14 protein-coding genes are annotated in these 18,043 nt (G+C 38.0%); 11 read left to right on the top strand and 3 right to left on the bottom strand.

The features are described from left to right. Nucleotides 1-252 precede the first annotated feature (252 nt). From MKX96_RS13610 to MKX96_RS13580, 7 genes are all read left to right on the top strand, one after another. Nucleotides 253-1,809, top strand: coding sequence for a glycoside hydrolase family 68 protein (locus MKX96_RS13610; RefSeq protein ID WP_340884191.1), 1,557 nt, complete (start codon nt 253-255; stop codon nt 1,807-1,809). Nucleotides 1,810-1,931: 122 nt separating this feature from the next. Further along, the gene (locus tag MKX96_RS13605; RefSeq protein WP_340884188.1) at nt 1,932-3,854 is read left to right on the top strand and encodes a glycoside hydrolase family 68 protein; all 1,923 of its coding nucleotides are present in this window, start codon (nt 1,932-1,934) and stop codon (nt 3,852-3,854) included. A 417-nt stretch (nt 3,855-4,271) separates the two neighbouring features. Beyond that, nucleotides 4,272-5,540, top strand: a complete 1,269-nt coding sequence (locus MKX96_RS13600) for an ammonium transporter (RefSeq protein ID WP_340884186.1) — start codon at nt 4,272-4,274, stop codon at nt 5,538-5,540. A gap of 65 nt (nt 5,541-5,605) precedes the next feature. Beyond that, nucleotides 5,606-6,556 (top strand): DUF294 nucleotidyltransferase-like domain-containing protein, encoded by a 951-nt coding sequence (locus tag MKX96_RS13595; RefSeq protein ID WP_340884183.1) that lies wholly within the window; start codon nt 5,606-5,608, stop codon nt 6,554-6,556. A gap of 16 nt (nt 6,557-6,572) precedes the next feature. Then, on the top strand, nt 6,573-7,295 hold the full coding sequence (locus MKX96_RS13590) for an exonuclease domain-containing protein (protein ID WP_340884180.1): 723 nt from the start codon (nt 6,573-6,575) through the stop codon (nt 7,293-7,295). A 117-nt stretch (nt 7,296-7,412) separates the two neighbouring features. Beyond that, a complete protein-coding gene (locus MKX96_RS13585) occupies nt 7,413-8,294 on the top strand; it encodes an alpha/beta fold hydrolase (RefSeq protein ID WP_340884177.1) in 882 nt (293 codons plus the stop codon). Next, nucleotides 8,291-9,229, top strand: coding sequence for a Gfo/Idh/MocA family protein (locus MKX96_RS13580; RefSeq protein WP_340884175.1), 939 nt, complete (start codon nt 8,291-8,293; stop codon nt 9,227-9,229). The genes MKX96_RS13585 and MKX96_RS13580 overlap by 4 nt, the downstream gene beginning before the upstream one ends. Nucleotides 9,230-9,409: 180 nt before the next feature. On the opposite strand, the gene MKX96_RS13575 is transcribed toward MKX96_RS13580, so the two are convergent. The 3 genes from MKX96_RS13575 to MKX96_RS13565 form a co-directional block, all read right to left on the bottom strand. After that, nucleotides 9,410-10,600, bottom strand: a complete 1,191-nt coding sequence (locus MKX96_RS13575; protein WP_340884173.1) for a M14 family metallopeptidase — start codon at nt 10,598-10,600, stop codon at nt 9,410-9,412. 106 nt (nt 10,601-10,706) lie between these two features. Continuing rightward, nucleotides 10,707-11,189 carry a ribonuclease E activity regulator RraA gene (gene rraA, locus MKX96_RS13570; protein WP_340884171.1) on the bottom strand — a complete coding sequence of 161 codons (483 nt, stop codon included), beginning with the start codon at nt 11,187-11,189 and terminating at the stop codon, nt 10,707-10,709. Between the two features lie 142 nt (nt 11,190-11,331). Next, on the bottom strand, nt 11,332-13,023 hold the full coding sequence (locus MKX96_RS13565) for an Rqc2 family fibronectin-binding protein (RefSeq protein ID WP_340884168.1): 1,692 nt from the start codon (nt 13,021-13,023) through the stop codon (nt 11,332-11,334). Between the two features lie 376 nt (nt 13,024-13,399). On the opposite strand from MKX96_RS13565, the gene gmk reads away from it, so the two are divergent. From gmk to priA, 4 genes are all read left to right on the top strand, one after another. Continuing rightward, nucleotides 13,400-14,020, top strand: a complete 621-nt coding sequence (gene gmk / locus MKX96_RS13560) for a guanylate kinase (RefSeq protein WP_169358546.1) — start codon at nt 13,400-13,402, stop codon at nt 14,018-14,020. A 1-nt stretch (nt 14,021) separates the two neighbouring features. Further along, complete coding sequence (gene rpoZ / locus MKX96_RS13555; RefSeq protein ID WP_169358547.1) at nt 14,022-14,246, top strand: DNA-directed RNA polymerase subunit omega; 225 nt, start codon at nt 14,022-14,024, stop codon at nt 14,244-14,246. Between the two features lie 159 nt (nt 14,247-14,405). Beyond that, nucleotides 14,406-15,614 carry a bifunctional phosphopantothenoylcysteine decarboxylase/phosphopantothenate--cysteine ligase CoaBC gene (coaBC, locus tag MKX96_RS13550; RefSeq protein ID WP_340884165.1) on the top strand — a complete coding sequence of 403 codons (1,209 nt, stop codon included), beginning with the start codon at nt 14,406-14,408 and terminating at the stop codon, nt 15,612-15,614. Continuing rightward, entirely contained in the window at nt 15,611-18,022 is a 2,412-nt protein-coding gene (gene priA, locus MKX96_RS13545) for a primosomal protein N' (RefSeq protein WP_340884163.1), read from the top strand. The genes coaBC and priA overlap by 4 nt, the downstream gene beginning before the upstream one ends. The last annotated feature ends 21 nt before the right edge of the window (nt 18,023-18,043 follow it).

Genomic DNA, 18,043 nt, shown 5'->3' with positions numbered 1-18,043 from the left:
TGTTAAATAATAATCCCTCTAAATTATTTTTTCTTATATTAAGTTTTTTCTAAACTAATGATTAAACCTAATTTATATACTCTAAAAAAGGGCAATCTCTCATGAGATTACCCTTTTTTCGTGTTAATCACCTATAAAAACTAGATACACAATTTTCTTACGATACACCAATTTTACTAATTTTACTCAAACCTTTCTTTTGGCTATACATATGATAGCAATGTACGAAAATCTATTAAAGGTGTGAAAGTTATGACAAAAGAAAATGATGAAAAACATTTTAATAGACTTGGGGAACATGAACATCACTCAAATAAAAATAGGTATAAACTAACTTCGCAACAATTTCCTATTAGAAGCTCCAGAACAGAATCCGCAAATATAATGCCGAGTGCTTCTGTTAATCGGAACTCTCCTTCTGGATCCACTGGAAATAACAATGTTCGTTATCGAACTTTTAATGGTAAACAAATTAGTCAGTTTTGTAACTATAACCCCAGAAGAGATTTCGGACGTTGCCTTGAATATAACCGCGACGCGATTCCATCTGTTTGGACAAGGAGCCAAGCAGAACAAATTCGAATTAATTCTACTAACGTTGCACCTCTAATTGAAGCCCCATTCCCTCGTATATCAGCCGATTTATGGATATGGGATATGTGGCCGTTAATAGAAAAAGACGGTTCAATCGCAGTGTTACCTGGTGGTTGGCGAGTGTTATTTGCTTTATCTGTCCCTCGTAGTGTTCTACCAGGAAAAAGACACGATGTTGCAAGAATCAGTTACTTTTATTCGAGAAATGGACTTGATTGGATTCAGGGAGGCTATGTCTTTGAAGAAGGCACAGCTTTAGGGTCTAGACAGTGGGCAGGCTCAGCAATGCTTGATGATGATGGTAGTATTTATTACTTCTATACAGCTACTGGTAGAAGAGGTGAAGCTCAAATCACTTACGAGCAGCGAATTGCCTTATCGAGCAGTGATTATATTTCTAACTTAGATGGTGTGCAATTAGTAAACTTTGCACCTCATCAAGTAATCCTAGAACCAGACGGTATTCTCTACCAGACAGAAGAACAATCTAGTGGAGGAATAATTTATGCCTTCCGTGATCCCTTCTTCTTCAAAGACCCTGCGACGGGGTGTGAATATTTATTGTTTGAAGGAAATATAGCTGGTACATCAGCAGATGTAGACTGTGGACCTGGAGTTCCAGCAGACGCTGCAGAATATACAGGCAATATCGGAATAGCGTTACTTCGTAATAACAGCTTTTCCAGTTGGGAACTACTCCCTGCACTTTTAGAAGCAGGATGTACGAACCAACAAACTGAACGTCCTCACATAGTAGTGAGTGACGGACTGTACTATCTGTTCACTGATACTCATGCTTCAACATTTGCACCAGGTCTTGTTGGGCCAGACGGGTTGTACGGTTTTGTAGCAGGTTCCCTGCGTGGAAATTACGTACCGCTAAATGGAAGTGGTCTAGTAGTTTCTAATCCTCCTTCTGAACCATTCCAGGCCTATTCTTGGCTTGTTTTACCCGACTTTTCAGTCCTAAGCTTTATAGATAATTTTGATTTACAAGGTATACCAATAGAAGAGGTTGGATTTTTGCCAGAACAATTCCAATTTGAGCATTTTGGTGGGACATTAGCTCAAACATTGCAGCTAGCTGTAAGAGGCAGAAATACGGAGATTATAGATGTTTATGAGTATGGACTAATGATGGTATCAGAAACAGAAAGTCCTAAATGCAGAGAATGTAATGATGATTATTCTTCTGAGAATCATCACAGACGTTAAGTAAGAAAAATTATAAATAACATTTGATTATATGAGTGGTCAATTTTTCAAATTAGATTATATTAGATTTTCGTACAAACCATTCATTTGATTGAATTGAAAATAAGAAAAGGTGAAAATATATGTCAAAAAAAAGAGATATGGGTCAGAGAGTTCCAATCGCTGGGTCAGGTAATGAAATGCTATCTCCAATAAGTGGAGGTTCATCTAATAGAAATTTCCCAAGTGCTGCAACTCATTCTGGAACTACTCAGTACAGATCATTTAACAACAATGATATTAAAAGATTTTGTGATTACAACCCACAAAGAGATTTTAAAAGATGCTTAAACCAAAGTATTGACGCGGTTCCTTCGGCTTGGACGAGGGCGCAAGCAGAGCAAATTAGAATTACTGCTTCTAATAGCGCTCCTGTTATACAAGAACCATTCCCTCGAATCTCAGATGATTTGTGGATATGGGATATGTGGCCACTTCAAGAAAAAGATGGTTCTATAGCTGTACTTCCTGGTGGATGGAGAGTCCTGTTTGCCTTATCAGCACCTAGAAGTGTATTACCAGATAACAGACATGATGTAGCGAGAATCGCATACTTCTATTCTAGAGATGGCTTAAATTGGATACAAGGTGGACTAGTTTTTGAAGAGGGTACTGCTTTTGGATCAAGACAATGGGCAGGATCTGCAATCATCGACGGAGGAAGAATCTATTACTTCTATACAGCCTCCGGTAGACGTGGCGAAGCTCAAGTAACTTTTGAACAGCGCATTGCATTAACAAGCAGTAACTTTAGATCCAATTTAGATGGTGTCGAGCTAGTTAACTTCGCACCACATGAAATAATTTTAGAGCCAGACGGAGTACTTTATCAAACACAAGAACAATCTGAAGCGGGCGGAAGTAGTATTATCTACGCTTTCCGTGATCCTTGGTTCTTTAAAGATCCAGCAACAGGCTGCGAGTATTTATTGTTTGAAGGTAATATCGCAGGAAACAATTTAGACATTGATTGTGGACCTGGGGTGCCAGAGGAAGCAAGACTTTACACTGGAAATATTGGAATTGCCCTACTTCGAAACAATGATTACACTTCTTGGCAATTACTTCCGGCTCTCTTAGAGGCGGGTTGTACAAATCAGCAGACAGAACGTCCACACCTTATTGTAAGGAACGGTTTGTACTATTTATTTACAGATAGTCATAGATTTACGTTTGCTCCTGGTTTAACTAATGGACCTGGACCAGATGGTTTATATGGTTTTGTTGCAGGGTCATTAAGAGGGAATTATCAACCATTAAACTCTGGTGGTTTAGTTATAGCAAATCCAGTTACTGAACCGAACCAGGCCTATTCTTGGTTAGTGTTACCTGACTTCTCGGTACTAAGCTTCATCGATACATTCGATTTACAGGGAATAACGACAGAGGAGCTTGCTAATTTACCTGAATCTTTCCGAAGATCTCATTTTGGTGGAACTCTTGCGCCTACTCTTCAATTAAGAGTTTCAGGTAGAACAACAGAAATTGTAGCTGAATACGAGTACGGATTGGTTATGGTATCTGAAACTGAAAGTCCAAAATGCTGTAGAAATGGTGCAGAAAACGGTAATGGTGGAAGCAACCATGAACATGAATGCCATTGTAAAGACCGTGGTAGCCATAATTGTAGACATCATCGCAATAGAGATAAAGACCGTGATGATTGTGAATGTAACTATCATCACGATAGAGGCAGAGATCATGATGATTGCAGCTATGATAGAAATGATGATTGTGAATATGATAATTATGATTCTAATGGACAATGTTATAGATGTGGAAAAAATCATAGTAACCCGTCCTATCCAAGAAGTCATAAGTCTTGGAAGGAAGATAACTATTGGAAGGATTCCAAGCATAAACACAATGATGACTGCGACTCAGTAGATGATTGTGCATGCAAGGACAAGAATCATCAGCATGATGATTATGACTGCATCAGCTTCCCTAAGCCAGATAGAAAAAGATTTTACAATGATCCCAACTGTGGATGTAGAAATAGATAAATAAAATTTAGCAATACATCGGCTCCTTTGTGGAGTCGGTTTTTTTAGTTAAGATATATTTTTAAACAATAGGATGTAAAGATTCTGTGAGATACTTTGTTTTCCCAGACAGAAGTTCAGATTGGAAAAGAGATGGGATTACTAGGAAGACTTAAAGTTAGTACAAGCCTTTATAAAAACATGTAAGCTATCCATGATCTCAAAAAGTACCACGGATTAATAATTGTATCTGCTAAACCCGTTTTTAGCATTAAACACAATCATGTAATAAAAATTAACATAAAATAAAATAAATTCAGAAAAATGTATTGACATTCAATTCGAATTAAGTAAAATAAGGATATAAATAAATGATGTCATATTTCCTTACATTAAGAGTGAGAAAATGTGACATATCAAGAAAGAGGAGGGGTCAAAATGGAAGATGTAATGTATTTAATGAACAGCTTATGGACCATGGTTGCTGCAATTTTAGTTATTTTTATGATTGGTGGATTTATACTTTTAGAGGCTGGTTCAACCAGAATGAAGAATGCTGGACACGTTGCCGGTAAAACCATTTTTACTTTCGGGTTGGCATCATTAGTATTTTGGGCAATAGGATATGGTTTTATATTTGGAGGAAATGCTAACTTCTTCGTCGGAATGACAGATTTCTTCTATGCTGGTGGAGGAGAGGATGGAGCGAGTGTTTCTCCTACCGTATTTTTTGTTTTCCAATTAGCGTTTGCTGGTATTGCAATAACGATCGCTCTTGGCGGGTTTGCTGAACGTGCAAAATTGTCTGCTTACGTAATTTTCACTATTCTTTTCGGCATAATCGTTTATCCTGTAATCGCTCATTGGGTGTGGGGAGGCGGTTGGTTAGCTGAACATGGAAAACAAGATTTTGCAGGGTCTACAGTGGTACATTTAACTGGTGCAGCTGCAGCTCTTGCGGCAACGATGATACTAAAACCTAGAATTGGGAAATTTAACAAAGATGGTTCTTCTAATAACTTAGCGGGTCATAACCAAGTTTATACTGCATTAGGTGTACTAATTTTGTGGGTTGGTTGGTTTGGGTTTAACGCGGGTAGTACGGTTTCCGTAGATGCAGCATTCTTTGGGTATGTAGCATTAAATACAGCTTTAGCAGCAGGAGCAGGAGCGGTTGCGGCAACATTTATCTCCTGGGTAGCTTTAGGTAAATCAGATATTCCTACTATTTTAAATGGAGCGTTAGCTGGTTTAGTTGCTATCACGGCGTCGTGTGCATTTGTAGACGTATGGGCTTCAGTTGTGATTGGTTTAATAGCTGGGGTACTTGTATTTTATAGTGCACGATTCTTTGAAAAGAGAAAAATTGATGATCCAATTTATGCACTTTCTGTTCATGGAACTGCTGGTATTTGGGGTACTTTATCTACCGGCTTCTTTGCTACAACCGAGCTTGCGACGACAGGTAAACCAGGTTTGTTTTACGGCGGTGGCGTAGATCAGCTGTTAGTACAATTAATGGGAGTGGCAGCTTGCGGAGCATTCGCTTTCGCCGTATCATATGCTATTCTGTTTATAATGAAGAAAGTCATGGGTGGCATTCGAGTAACAGAAGAAGAGGAAATAATGGGTCTGGATATGAGCGAACACGGGAATTATGGTTATCCAGAACAAATGGTTTTAGAGGAAGCGAAAGGTACTAACTAAAACAAATAAATAAACGTCAAAAAGCCTCTGCTGCAGAGGCTTTTTGTATAAAAGGGAGTGTGGTCATGGAAACCTATGAATCCTTAAGAGAATGGAAGGACCAAAATATCATGTCCTATTTGAAAGATACCATCTCTCTCAACGATTTTCATGATCAAGTCATGCAACATGTGATGCATATTGCTAAAAGTAAACTAAAAGAGGAACCGCCATGTAACTTCACATGGTTTATAACGGGTAGTGGAGGTAGAAGAGAGCAAGGTTTAATCAGTGATCAGGACCATGGAATTGTATATGAAAAGTCGAACAAAGAATATGAGGGATATTTTAAGGCGCTGGGAGAGGAGCTAGCATTCGGGTTGCATGCTGTAGGGTATCCATATTGTCAAGGGAACGTGATGAGTTCTAACCCATTATGGTGCAAGTCTGCGGAGTGCTGGAAAAGTCAGCTGGAGGAATGGATGAGAGAGGAAAGCTGGGAAGCGATTAGACATCTTCAGATTTTTTTTGATGCTCGTAGCTTATGTGGAAATCAACGAGCTATTGATGAATTAAAACTATTTATCTATGAATTCCAATTGGATCATCCTTCTGTATTACAACGGTTTTCTGCCAATATTAAACACGTGAAAAATGTTATTGGTCCCCTAGGTCAAATTTTAGTAGAGCAGCACGGTTTTTATCAGGGGAGTGTCAACTTAAAATATGCAGCCTTTTTGCCTTATGTAAATGCAGTGCGTCTATTATCTATAAAAGAAGGCATCTATGAGACTTCTACATTAGAGAGGATGAATCAATTAATCTGTATAAAAAAATACGAAAAAATACTACAAAACTGCGAGAGAAATTTCTTGGATTTATTAAAGTACCGTACCTCATTAATTCAAATAGAGAATTATACGGACACGCATTACCTAAGGGTTCATAATTTGTCTAAGGAAGAGCGCAAAGAGATTAAGCGAATACTGAAGGATGGAAAAAGGCTTCATGAAGAAGTAATTGCTTTAACTAGTTAAAAAAAGGGTGTTGGCGATGGCATTTGAACCATTTATGCAAATATTAAGAGGACTACAAGGAAAACGTAACAATGTTGGAATTGGTGATATTCAAAATGCTCAGCAAATGGCCTATTTACGTAACTTGGAAAAGGAAATGAATCAACAGTATGTACTTGATATTCCACTTATGGATCTGAAAATAGTCGTTTTCGACATCGAAACGACGGGTTTTTCCCCTGAAAAAGGAGATACCATTATTTCTATAGGGGCAATTAAGGTGCGGGGAGAGCAAATAATCGAGGACGAAGTGTTTTATTCGCTCATCCATACAGAGCAAAAAATACCCGCTACGATTATTGACTTGACGGGAATTACAAATGAACAAGTAAGTAATGCCTCGCCACTTGCAGATGTTTTCATTAAATTTCTTGAGTTTAAACAGGATTATACGCTAGTAGCACATCACGCTACCCATGAACGAAATTTTATGGAGCATACAAGCTCAACCTTGTTTCGTAAGCCTTTCAAGCACCGGATTGTAGATACTTCTTTCCTTTTAAAGGTGATAGATCCTAATTTGAATCTAGTGACGCTAGAAGACCTATGTGTTCATAATGATATACCCATTGTCGGTCGGCACCATGCTCTAGGGGATGCCAAAATGACAGCTAAGCTATGGAGTATTTATGTAAAAAAAGCTAAAGAAAGCGGCTGCGAAACGTTAAGTGACGTCTATCACCGCTTAGCTACACTCTAAAAGTGGTATTTAGTAAGCCTGACAGTCCATTAACTGTCAGGCTTATTTTTATTATATGAGAAAAGGGTATTTACATAGGTAAATCGAATATATAGTAGTGGGTAGGGGGATTGTTTAGTGGAAAATATACTATTATCGGATGGTTGTAATACGATTAATTACTATGAAGTCGGTGATCGACGAAATCCCTTAATTGTTTGTTTACATGGTCTAGCTGGAAATGCACCATATACATTTGATCAACTTTCTACATTATTGGAGAAGGATTTTCATTTAATTATGGTCGACCAACCTGGGCATGGACTTACAAGTCCGCTAAGTAGGGAAAGTGACTATTTATTCTCATCATTGGCTCAGTGGCTTCAAAAATTAATTAGACAAGTAACTGATAAGCCTTTTTATATACTGGGACATTCCTGGGGAGCTGATATTGCACTGCACTACAGTAAGTTTTTCCCAGAGAGTATATTAGGTGTAATATTGTTGGATGGAGGATATACCTTTCCTGTCAATCAACCAGAGATGACATTTGAAGTTGCACTTTCCGGTTGGAATACATATATGGATCAATCTACTCTAGTAGAATGGGAAACAGTTTTAAAAGAATATAAGGAGTACACAAGCAAATGGGATGACCGAAAAGAAAAATATGTTCGGACGCTATTTTATGAGGAGAACAACCTTTACACTTTAATTCCCTCTAAGTTTACTATTCTTTCTATTATTAAAGCCTTTTTCTCTGAGCCTTTCACAAGTGCCTACCCATACATTCAAGTGCCACTTTTACTCTTGCATGCAACATTGCCGAGAACTCTTGATAAAGCCCGAGGTGTTGGATTTAAGCAGTTAGAAGAATCAATGAGTGAATTGGCAATAATAGCTATGGAAAACGCTGGACATATGATTCAATGGGATCAACCAGAACAAACAGCTTTAGAAATTAAAAAATGGGTTATGCAACAAAAAATGAAGAAAAATGAAGAGGAGTTATTAGGATGACAAAGACTACTTTTGCACTAATCGGAACGGGGATAGTTGGAGAACGTATCATTAACCAAATAAAAACTAATCCTAATTGTGAAATTTTATCTGTTTTTGATGAAAATAAAAAAAGGCTGAGAGAAGTTGCTGAAAAGTATACGCTACCGGAAGCCTCTACGCTAGAAGAACTACTAGAAACAAAGCCAGATTGGATTTATATAGGAACACCCCCAGTTAGCCACGCACCGATCACAGAAAAGGCAGCAGCCTATGGATTAAATATTCTTTCTGAAAAGCCACTAGCACACGATGCACAAGATGGAGAAAGAATGGTTAAAGCCGTGACCAAGGCAAGCGTACATACAGCTATGCATTTTCCTTTAATGTACAGTCCAGTTATACATAGTCTACAACAATCGATTTCAGATGGTTCGTTAGGGGATATCCTTAAAATTGAGCTACATACATACTTCCCTCATTGGCCTAGAAAGTGGCAACAAAATGCATGGATCGCATCTCGTGCACAAGGTGGTTTTATAAGAGAGGTATTTCCACATTATTTCCAACTATTATATCGTTTATTTGGGAACTTCGAGATAACTGCACATCATACGACATATCCTCAGGATATAGAGTTATGCGAGTATGGTGTCTCTGCTTTGGCAAAAACGGATAGTGACATTCCTATTGTTTTAAACGGCCTATCCGGGATAGGGCAGGAAGAACGATTAGAGTTTAAAGTATTTGGAACGAAAAAGGTTATCACGATTAGAAACTGGTCCGAGTTATGGGAAAGTGAATTGGATAAAGAGGCAGTACAAATCACTCCATCTACAGTGCCTGATGGATTAATTGAAGCATGTCATCAATGGAAGGTCGGTGAAAATTCTGCATTAGTTTCCTTTGAAGAGGGTTTGAAGGTACAGGGATGGATTGATGAATTATTAAAGTGAACGCCTAATTGTTATTCCTATTAAAATACACGTACATCATCTAGAAAATAACGAAGTTTGTATGCCTTTCCGTCTAGTCAGATGACGGTGCAATTTACAAACATTGTTTAAACTTATAGGTTCCTTTTCTAACTACTAACCTCCTCTACTAAGTTCTGTAGAGGAGGTTTAAGGTGCTCATCACAAATATAAAGCAGCAAGAAAAATGCCTAATGCATCTTCGTAAATTTCATCAAATTGGGTTAGTGGTAGGGGGTTTGTTCCAATGCCTAGCTCGATAGTAAAACCAGGTCTTCTCCAGTCTTGGATAAACCAGTCCTTATATCCTGCGTAGCTATTGGTGGTTTCTATTGGAATATAGCCGCTCGCTTCACCGAATTGTATAGCTAGAACTTCATTTTCGGGAGGCTGAAGATTTTCAAATCCCCAGTAAATGACTTGCCCCTGTGTATGAAAAGGGAGTACTCGAGCGAAATCTCTTCTTCTCGTTAAATCTGCCATTGCGATAGCTTCGGGTTGTGTTAATGGAGCTTCCCCGCCATAATCTCTTGGTCCTGGAGATTTAGGATTCCGATCTCTTTCTAGCTCCCATAACGCAGGAAATTGATCATTTAAATCTACGCCGTTTATATTGGCCTTCCAGCCTGAGAAGTTTGTACTTCCCTTATTCCATTCAATCACATTACTTCGATAAGGCTCGTCGGATGGTGGACCATTAATTACTAAATCCACTCCGTCTGGATTAACCATGGGCACTATGGAAAGAAAAGATTGCTCATACAAAGATGTAGTTTGAATTCCTCTAATGGTGTCCCCATTAGTCAGTGAAAGTAAATAGTCATCTAAGAAGGTCATGATGATAGGAGTTGTAATCCATTCGTTGGCATGAAAGGAACCATCAAAATGGACGCGCTTGTTTCCATTCCCAACTACTATTTCCTGGAGGTCTTTGCCCATAACAGAGCTGCCAATAGAAGAAATTTTTAAAAATGGATAGACGGTTTGAAGGCGTCGAATATCAATGACTAAGGAATTGTAATCATAATTTCTTTTACCGGTGACTACTCTCCAAGTAATTCGCAAAGGGATTTTAATCGTTTGTCCGACTTGTAAAGAGGTTGGGGTAATATTTGGGTTAGCTAAAAGAATGGCCTCTACTGAAATTTTTCTACTCTGTGCAATAGCCCAAAGTGATTCTCCTCTTCTAATTTGATAAGCTAATCCTACATACCCTGGTATTTGAATTTGTTGTCCAATGGAAAGGTCTTGGGGGGATATATTCTGGTTGGAATCGAGAATTAGATGTAGGGGAATATCAAACAACTGACTAAAGTAATAGAGGGAATCTCCTTGTCTTACAAAAACATCCATGCACTTCCTCCACTTCTTTCGATTCATCATAAAATTATATGTAATAGAAAAGGAAAGATATGACTTCAAAAGAAAAACGTGCGAATTTAATTTCGCACGCAAAATTTTAGTCTACCAATTTTCTTTTTGCAATTACTATTCCGTCTTCGTCTGCATATAAATAATTTCCTGGATGCCAATCGATGCCTAAGAAAAACAGTGGTATATCCACTTCACCTGTTCCTTCTTTTTTACTTTTTAAAGGATTACTTCCGAGGGCTAGAATGGCTATGTTAAGCTCAGTCAGTTCATTTGAATCTCTCACGCATCCATTAATCACAATCCCGGAAAGGTTTCTATTCTCGGCTATTCCAGCTAAACGGTCTCCCATTAAGGCGCACTTTTTAGAGCCTCCACCGTCCACGACTAGAACGCTTCCCACTGGAATGTCTTCTAATGCTTGATTTATTAATATATTATCTTCAAAAACTTTAACAGTACAAATGGGACCAGAAAAGCTAGTTTTTTTACCGTAGGATTTAAATTCAGAACCTAGGACTTGGATCTCGTCTGAATATTCATCACATAAATCTGCTGTGCTAAATGTCATTCATTTAACCTCCTGGTTTTAAAAAATATATTTCTACCAATTTACTACTTATTTAAAATATTTGCAAAAATTTAAAAGGAATAAGAAATAGTATTAAGTTTAAAAAAGTGATTGGTAGGATTATCCTACCAATCACTTCATGTTATTTTTTCATATGTCTAATTTTTTCTTCATCTGGTGTAACGAACAAAGTAGTTTGTTCGAAGTAAATGACAAAGCCAGGCTTCGATCCATTTGGCTTTTTCACTTGTTTGACTACTGTATAGTCAACTGGCACCGAAGAAGATTCACGGGCTTTACTAAAATAAGCTGCCAGGTTTGCTGCTTCTGATAGGGCTGTTTCAGATGGGTTATCTGAATGTATAACAACATGGGAACCAGGTATATCCTTCGTATGCAGCCAAGTATCCGTTTTCTTCGCTAGCTTAAATGTTACATAATCGTTTTGCTTGTTGTTCTTACCAACTGAAATTTCTGTGCCGTCAGAGGCAATATACTTTTCAGGTGTTGGTTTTACAGGCTTTTTCTTCTTTTTCGAAGCTCGCATTTTAAGCAAGCCTTGTTCCATTAACTCTTCTCGAATCTCCTCGATGTCAGTAGGAGATGCCTGCATGACTTGTTGTTGCAAAAGCTCAAAATAAGCGATGTCATCTTGGGTTATGGCTAGCTGCTGTTCAATCTTTAATAGAGCAGTCTTTGCTTTTGTATAACGGTTGTAGTAACTTTGAGCGTTTTGGGTAGCTGTCTTTCTATCATTTAATGGAATGACAACGGTTTTTTCATTTTCATCATAATAGTTAACTAATTCCACTTCAGACAGACCTTTATCAATTGCATATGCATTGGCCATTAACAATTCACCGAATAACTGGAATGTATCTAGCTTTTCAGCCTGTTCGAAATCCTTTTTTAATTTCTTCATTTTTAACTTTAGCTTATTTAGTTCATTTTGTAGCCATCGTTCTAAATCGCCAGCTTGTTGCTTCACTCGATCACGTTCAGCTTTGGCAAAATAAACACGGTCTAACAAGCTGCCTAAATTGTGTTCGTCAAACTTAGTGCCATCTAAATGATTTAAAGCATTAGGTGAATAATAAGTTTTACCATTTATCTCTACGATTTGCTTAGAAGTACCACCTTGCATAAATTCATTTATATAGGATTTATAAACATCAAGCTTTTCAGTATTAGTAATTTCGTTCATGCGATATATCAATTCCTTCGCATGAAGTGGAGAAAACCCTGAAATCTTTTCTACTATTTCTTTAGGGTCTGATGCATTGAAAATCACATTTGTTAAATCCTCGGAATATACTAGTGGGTTCAGCTTGTTCTGTGTAGGTGGTGCAATATAGGGCTGACCAGGCAAAATGGTTCGATAGCTATTCATCGAAGGAGATAAGTGTTTAATGCTTTCTAGGATCAAGTTTCTGCTAGGGTCTACTAATAACAGGTTACTATGACGGCCCATTATTTCCATATGAACCTCGCGGGTAATATCATCCCCGATTTCATTTTTGCTTAGTACTTCTAGTATAATAATTCGATCCGTTTCATGTTGGCGAACCGAAGTAATAATTCCGCCCTCTAGATGCTTGCGAAGCACCATACAAAACAGTGGTGGAGTAGCTGGGTTATCGATCGATTCATGAGTGAGTTGTATGCGAGAATAGGAAGGATGTACAGAAAACAATAGTTTAAAGTTTTTCCCTTGAGCTCGTATTTGCATAAGTATTTCTTGTGCATTTGGTTGGTGTATTTTAGAAATACGACCTGTTACAATTTGTTGTAATTCAGTTTTCATTGAAATGGTAAATAATCCATCAAAAGCCATAATAATTCCTCTTTCAAAACAGTTTTTTATATTCATTTAAAATTGATTAAACTATGTTAGTTTGGTAAAAATGCAGCGAATATGATTTTTTTACAATTGGAATAAGAGTGGACTAAAAAACTACCTGTATAGGCGAGTTTATCCTCTCACCGATAAGTTTCTCTATCATGTGAACTCAATTATAGCTTAAACTTGTATATCTTTAAGCAAAACAATCTCAAACGATAAAATCTAAAAATTGTTAATATAGCTAAAGTAATAAACAAGTCCTTGCTTTTCTTTTAATCTTATCATTTTATAGAGGACTTGTGTTATAATCAGTAAAGTATGTATTAAAGTTAGTATTCGGAGATAGCATGTAATTGAAGGAGAAGTTATGCGAAGAGAAAAAGGGATATTAATCGTTTTATCAGGTCCATCCGGAGTGGGTAAAGGAACTGTAAGAAAAGAGTTGTTCTCTGAACCGGGAACGAACTATGAGTACTCCATATCCATGACTACAAGACTCCCACGCGAGGGTGAAGTAGATGGTGTGGATTATTTCTTTAAAAAGAAGGAAGAGTTTGAAGCCTTGATCGAGCAAGGTAAATTGTTAGAGTATGCATCTTATGTAGGAAACTACTACGGAACTCCAATTGACTATGTGAATGAAACGTTAGACTCAGGTCGAGACGTTTTTTTAGAAATTGAAGTTCAAGGAGCTGCTTTAGTACGCGAAAAAGCACCAAATGCCTTATTTATTTTCCTTGCTCCTCCTAGTTTAAGCGAGCTCGAGCAACGATTGATAGGTAGAGGGACGGAGACAGAGGATGTCATCAACTCCCGTATACTAGCTGCTAGGCAGGAACTGGAAATGATGCATTTATATGATTATGTTGTAGAAAATGATGAAGTTACAAAAGCTTGCGCAAAGATTAATGCAATTGTAGCAGCGGAGCATTGCCGCCGTGAACGTGTAGAAAAAAGATATTTAGCCATGTTGGAAGGGGAATTTTAAAATGTTATATCCGTCAGTAGATTCATTAAAAAACCAAATCGATTCAAAGTATTCATTAGTAAGCGTTGCTTCTAAAAGAGCACGCCAGCTACAAGAAGAAGGCGGAGAGCGCCTAGGTATTTACGTTTCAGCGAAGCAAGTTGGTAAAGCACTTGAGGAAGTAGCTGCTGGAGAGCTTAAAATCGAATCCACTAACGAAAATGCTGTATACGAGGATGAAGTATAAGTAACTCTATTTAGCTTGCGTTAGACATCAGCTAAAGTAATAGTTAAATGCCTCGACGGATACCTTAGGAGTAAACGCCAAGGCGAATCGGATGAAAAGACACCTCCCAAAGAATGTATCTGTTCTTTGGGAGGTTGTTGTTTAGAGAGGGGATTAATAATGATAACTTCTAAGAAAATTCTTGTTTGTGTGACAGGCGGGATTGCAGTTTATAAAGCAGTTGCGCTAGTAAGTAAGCTAACGCAGGCTGGCGCAGAAGTGAAGGTAATGATGACACCATCCGCTATGGAATTTGTGACACCATTAAGTTTTCAGGCGATGTCAAGAAATGATGTATACTATGACACGTTTGATGAAAAAAATTCGCAGGTTATTGCACACATAGATTTAGCAGATTGGGCGGATTTGGTGCTCGTTGCTCCTGCAACAGCTAATACTATTGCCAAGCTTGCTAATGGGATAGCGGATAATATGGTTACCACTACTCTTTTAGCAACAAAGGCAGATGTTTGGATTGCGCCTGCTATGAATGTACATATGTACGACCATCCAGCAGTAAAACGGAATATTGAACAGCTTTCAAAAGACGGATATTCATTTATCGAGCCATCTGAAGGCTTTTTAGCATGTGGTTACGTTGGAAAGGGAAGATTGGAAGAACCAGAAAAAATTGTACAGTTAGTGGAAACACATTTTTCTCCGAAAGAATTACCTCTAAAAGGGAAAAAGGTAGTCGTAACTGCAGGTCCTACAAGAGAAAAGCTAGATCCTGTTCGATTTTTAACTAATTTTTCAAGCGGTAAAATGGGATATGCTATGGCAGAGGCTGCTTCTAAGTTAGGTGCAGAGACTATTCTCATTTCAGGTCCAGTTGCAATAAAAGCTCCTCAAAATGTAAAGCTAGTAAACGTCGAAAGCACAGAGGATATGTTTCTTGCAGTCCTTAATCATTTTGAAACAGCCTCTATAGTAGTGAAAACAGCAGCGGTAGCTGACTATAAGGCGAAAGAAATACACCCTCAAAAGATGAAGAAGAAAGAGGGGGAAGTTACAATCGCTTTGGAAAAAACTACGGACATATTATCAGAGTTGGGAAAACGTAAAACAAGTCAAATATTAGTTGGTTTTGCAGCTGAAACTAATGATGTTGTGCATTATGCAAAAGGTAAGCTAAAAAAGAAAAATGCAGATTATATAATAGCTAATGATGTAACAGAAGAGGGTTCTGGTTTTGGGACAGAAACGAATGCCGTGACTCTTGTTGGAAAGAATGATATCGATATTCACTTTCCACAAACCAGTAAGAAGGAGCTAGCCCTTCAGTTATTCCGCATGATAATCGAGCTAGAGAAAGATGAGACTCTATGATTGTAGAGGTTATTGTTGATGTAGCTGCATATCCGATTGACCGACCGTTTGATTATGTAGTACCTGAACATTTGGAAGACTTAGTAGAACGAGGTAGCCGGGTTCATGTTCCTTTTGGTAATCGAAAAGTGCAAGGGTTTATTACCAATATTAAAGGAGAAACAGATATAGATCGAACAAAGCTTAAGGAAGTTCTATCGATTATAGATGTTGAGCCGGTTATTACGGAAGAATTGCTAGAGCTGTCTAAATGGATGACAAAGAAAACTCTCTGCTATGAAATTGACGCTCTTCAAGTAATGCTTCCAGCTGCCTTACGAGCATCTTATAAAAAAAATATTAAGATAATGGATTCTTCCCAACTTGACGATGAGATTTTAGAGCTTTTTGGAAAAAAAGAAGTGCTCCCTTATGAGGAATTTGAAAAAGCAGGAATGCTACGTTTGATGAAAAGGCATTTAATAGAAGGTAGTCTATTGCTCGAAAATATTATTAAGCAGCAAACAAAAGTTAAAACAGTTACCAAATATACGCTGGTGGAAGATAAACAATTTATAATAGATCAACTAAATAAACTCACCAAACAAGCAGTAAAACAAAAAGAATTGATTGAGTGGCTTCTAGCACAAGAAAGAAACTCTTTCACGATGCAAGAAATGATTCAGACTGCGGCTGTTAGTAATGCTACTGTTCATGCACTTATTAATAAAAAGATATTATTGAAAGAGCTAGAAGAGGTGTATCGGGAGATTACTTCACTTGACTATCAAGATCGTGATAACCGAGTACAGCTAACTACTGAACAGAAGGCTGCATTATCTCACATTACAAATGCTCAAAATAATAGAGAAAACACTACTTTTTTATTGCACGGTATAACAGGCAGCGGTAAAACAGAAATCTATCTTCATGCAATAGAAAAATCTATAGCAGAAGGAAAACAAGCAATAATGCTAGTACCTGAGATTTCTTTAACACCCCAAATGACACGACGATTCAAGCTGCGCTTCGGTGATCAGGTGGCAGTTATGCATAGTGGCCTATCCACCGGCGAGAAGTTTGATGAATGGCGTAAAATTTGGCGTGGCGAAGTAATGGTTGTTGTTGGAGCTAGGTCAGCAGTATTTGCTCCATTTAAGGATTTAGGTGTCATTATTTTAGATGAGGAACATGAGTCCTCCTATAAGCAAGAGGATACACCGCGCTACCATGCCAGAGATGTTGCAATTTGGAGAAGTGAGTATCATAAATGCCCGGTTATTTTAGGCAGTGCCACCCCCTCTTTAGAATCCTATGCACGTGCATCAAAGGGGGTATACACTTTACTAACATTAACAATGAGGGCGAAAGAGCAAGCTTTGCCAACCGTCAATATAGTGGATATGCGTGCGGAGCTGAAAAATGGGAACCGTTCTATGTTTAGTGTTCCTTTAGCAGATTCCATTCGAGAAAAACTAGAAAAGAAAGAACAAATCGTACTCTTTTTAAATAAGAGAGGTTTCTCTTCCTTTGTTCTTTGTAGAGATTGTGGAACAGTTGTAGAATGCGATCAGTGTGATATTTCCTTAACGTATCACCGAGAAGGCGAACGATTAAAATGTCATTATTGTGGACATGAGGAGCCAGTGCCTCATCAGTGTCCGGAATGTCAGAGTGAACATATCCGTTTTTTTGGCACAGGTACGCAAAAGGTAGAAGAGGAAATTACGAAATTATTTCCTTATGCCAGAGTTTTACGAATGGATGTTGATACTACTAGAACGAAGGGATCGCATGAACGCATCCTGAAACAGTTTGGAGATGGCGATGCAGACATCCTATTAGGAACACAGATGATAGCAAAAGGACTGGACTTTCCTAATATCACTTTGGTAGGTGTTTTGAATGCCGATACAACTCTACATCTTGCAGATTTTAGAGCTGCTGAAAAAACATTTCAGCTAATGACACAGGTAAGTGGTCGAGCAGGACGACACGATAAGGAAGGTATTGTATTCATCCAAACGTATACTCCTGAGCACTATGCGATAGAGTACTCTAAGGACCAATTGTACGAGCCCTTCTACCATAATGAAATGATTATGCGTAAGCAATATGAATATCCACCATTCTATTACGTGACATTAGTGCAAGTTACGCATGAAAATGTTCTGCTTGCAGCAGAATATGCGAAGCTTGCTACCGATTGGTTACGAGGTAATCTATCGAGCACGAGTATGGTAATAGGGCCGACTGCAAGTGCAATTAGCAAGATACAAAATAGATATCGCTACCAATGTTTGATAAAATACAAACAAGAACCACTATTAATTGAAAAACTACAGCAACTGATTAAAATTTACCGTACGGAGTGGATAAAAAAAGGGGTCATACTTACAGTAGACTTAGATCCCTCCACTATTTTATAGGCTGTTTGAAAAGAGGAATTT

Origin of the sequence: Psychrobacillus sp. FSL W7-1493, assembly GCF_038004905.1 — a bacterium.
Taxonomy (GTDB): Bacteria; Bacillota; Bacilli; order Bacillales_A; family Planococcaceae; genus Psychrobacillus.
The sequence above is the reverse complement of the archived record's forward strand: the minus strand, read 5'-3'. Positions and strand labels throughout refer to the sequence as shown.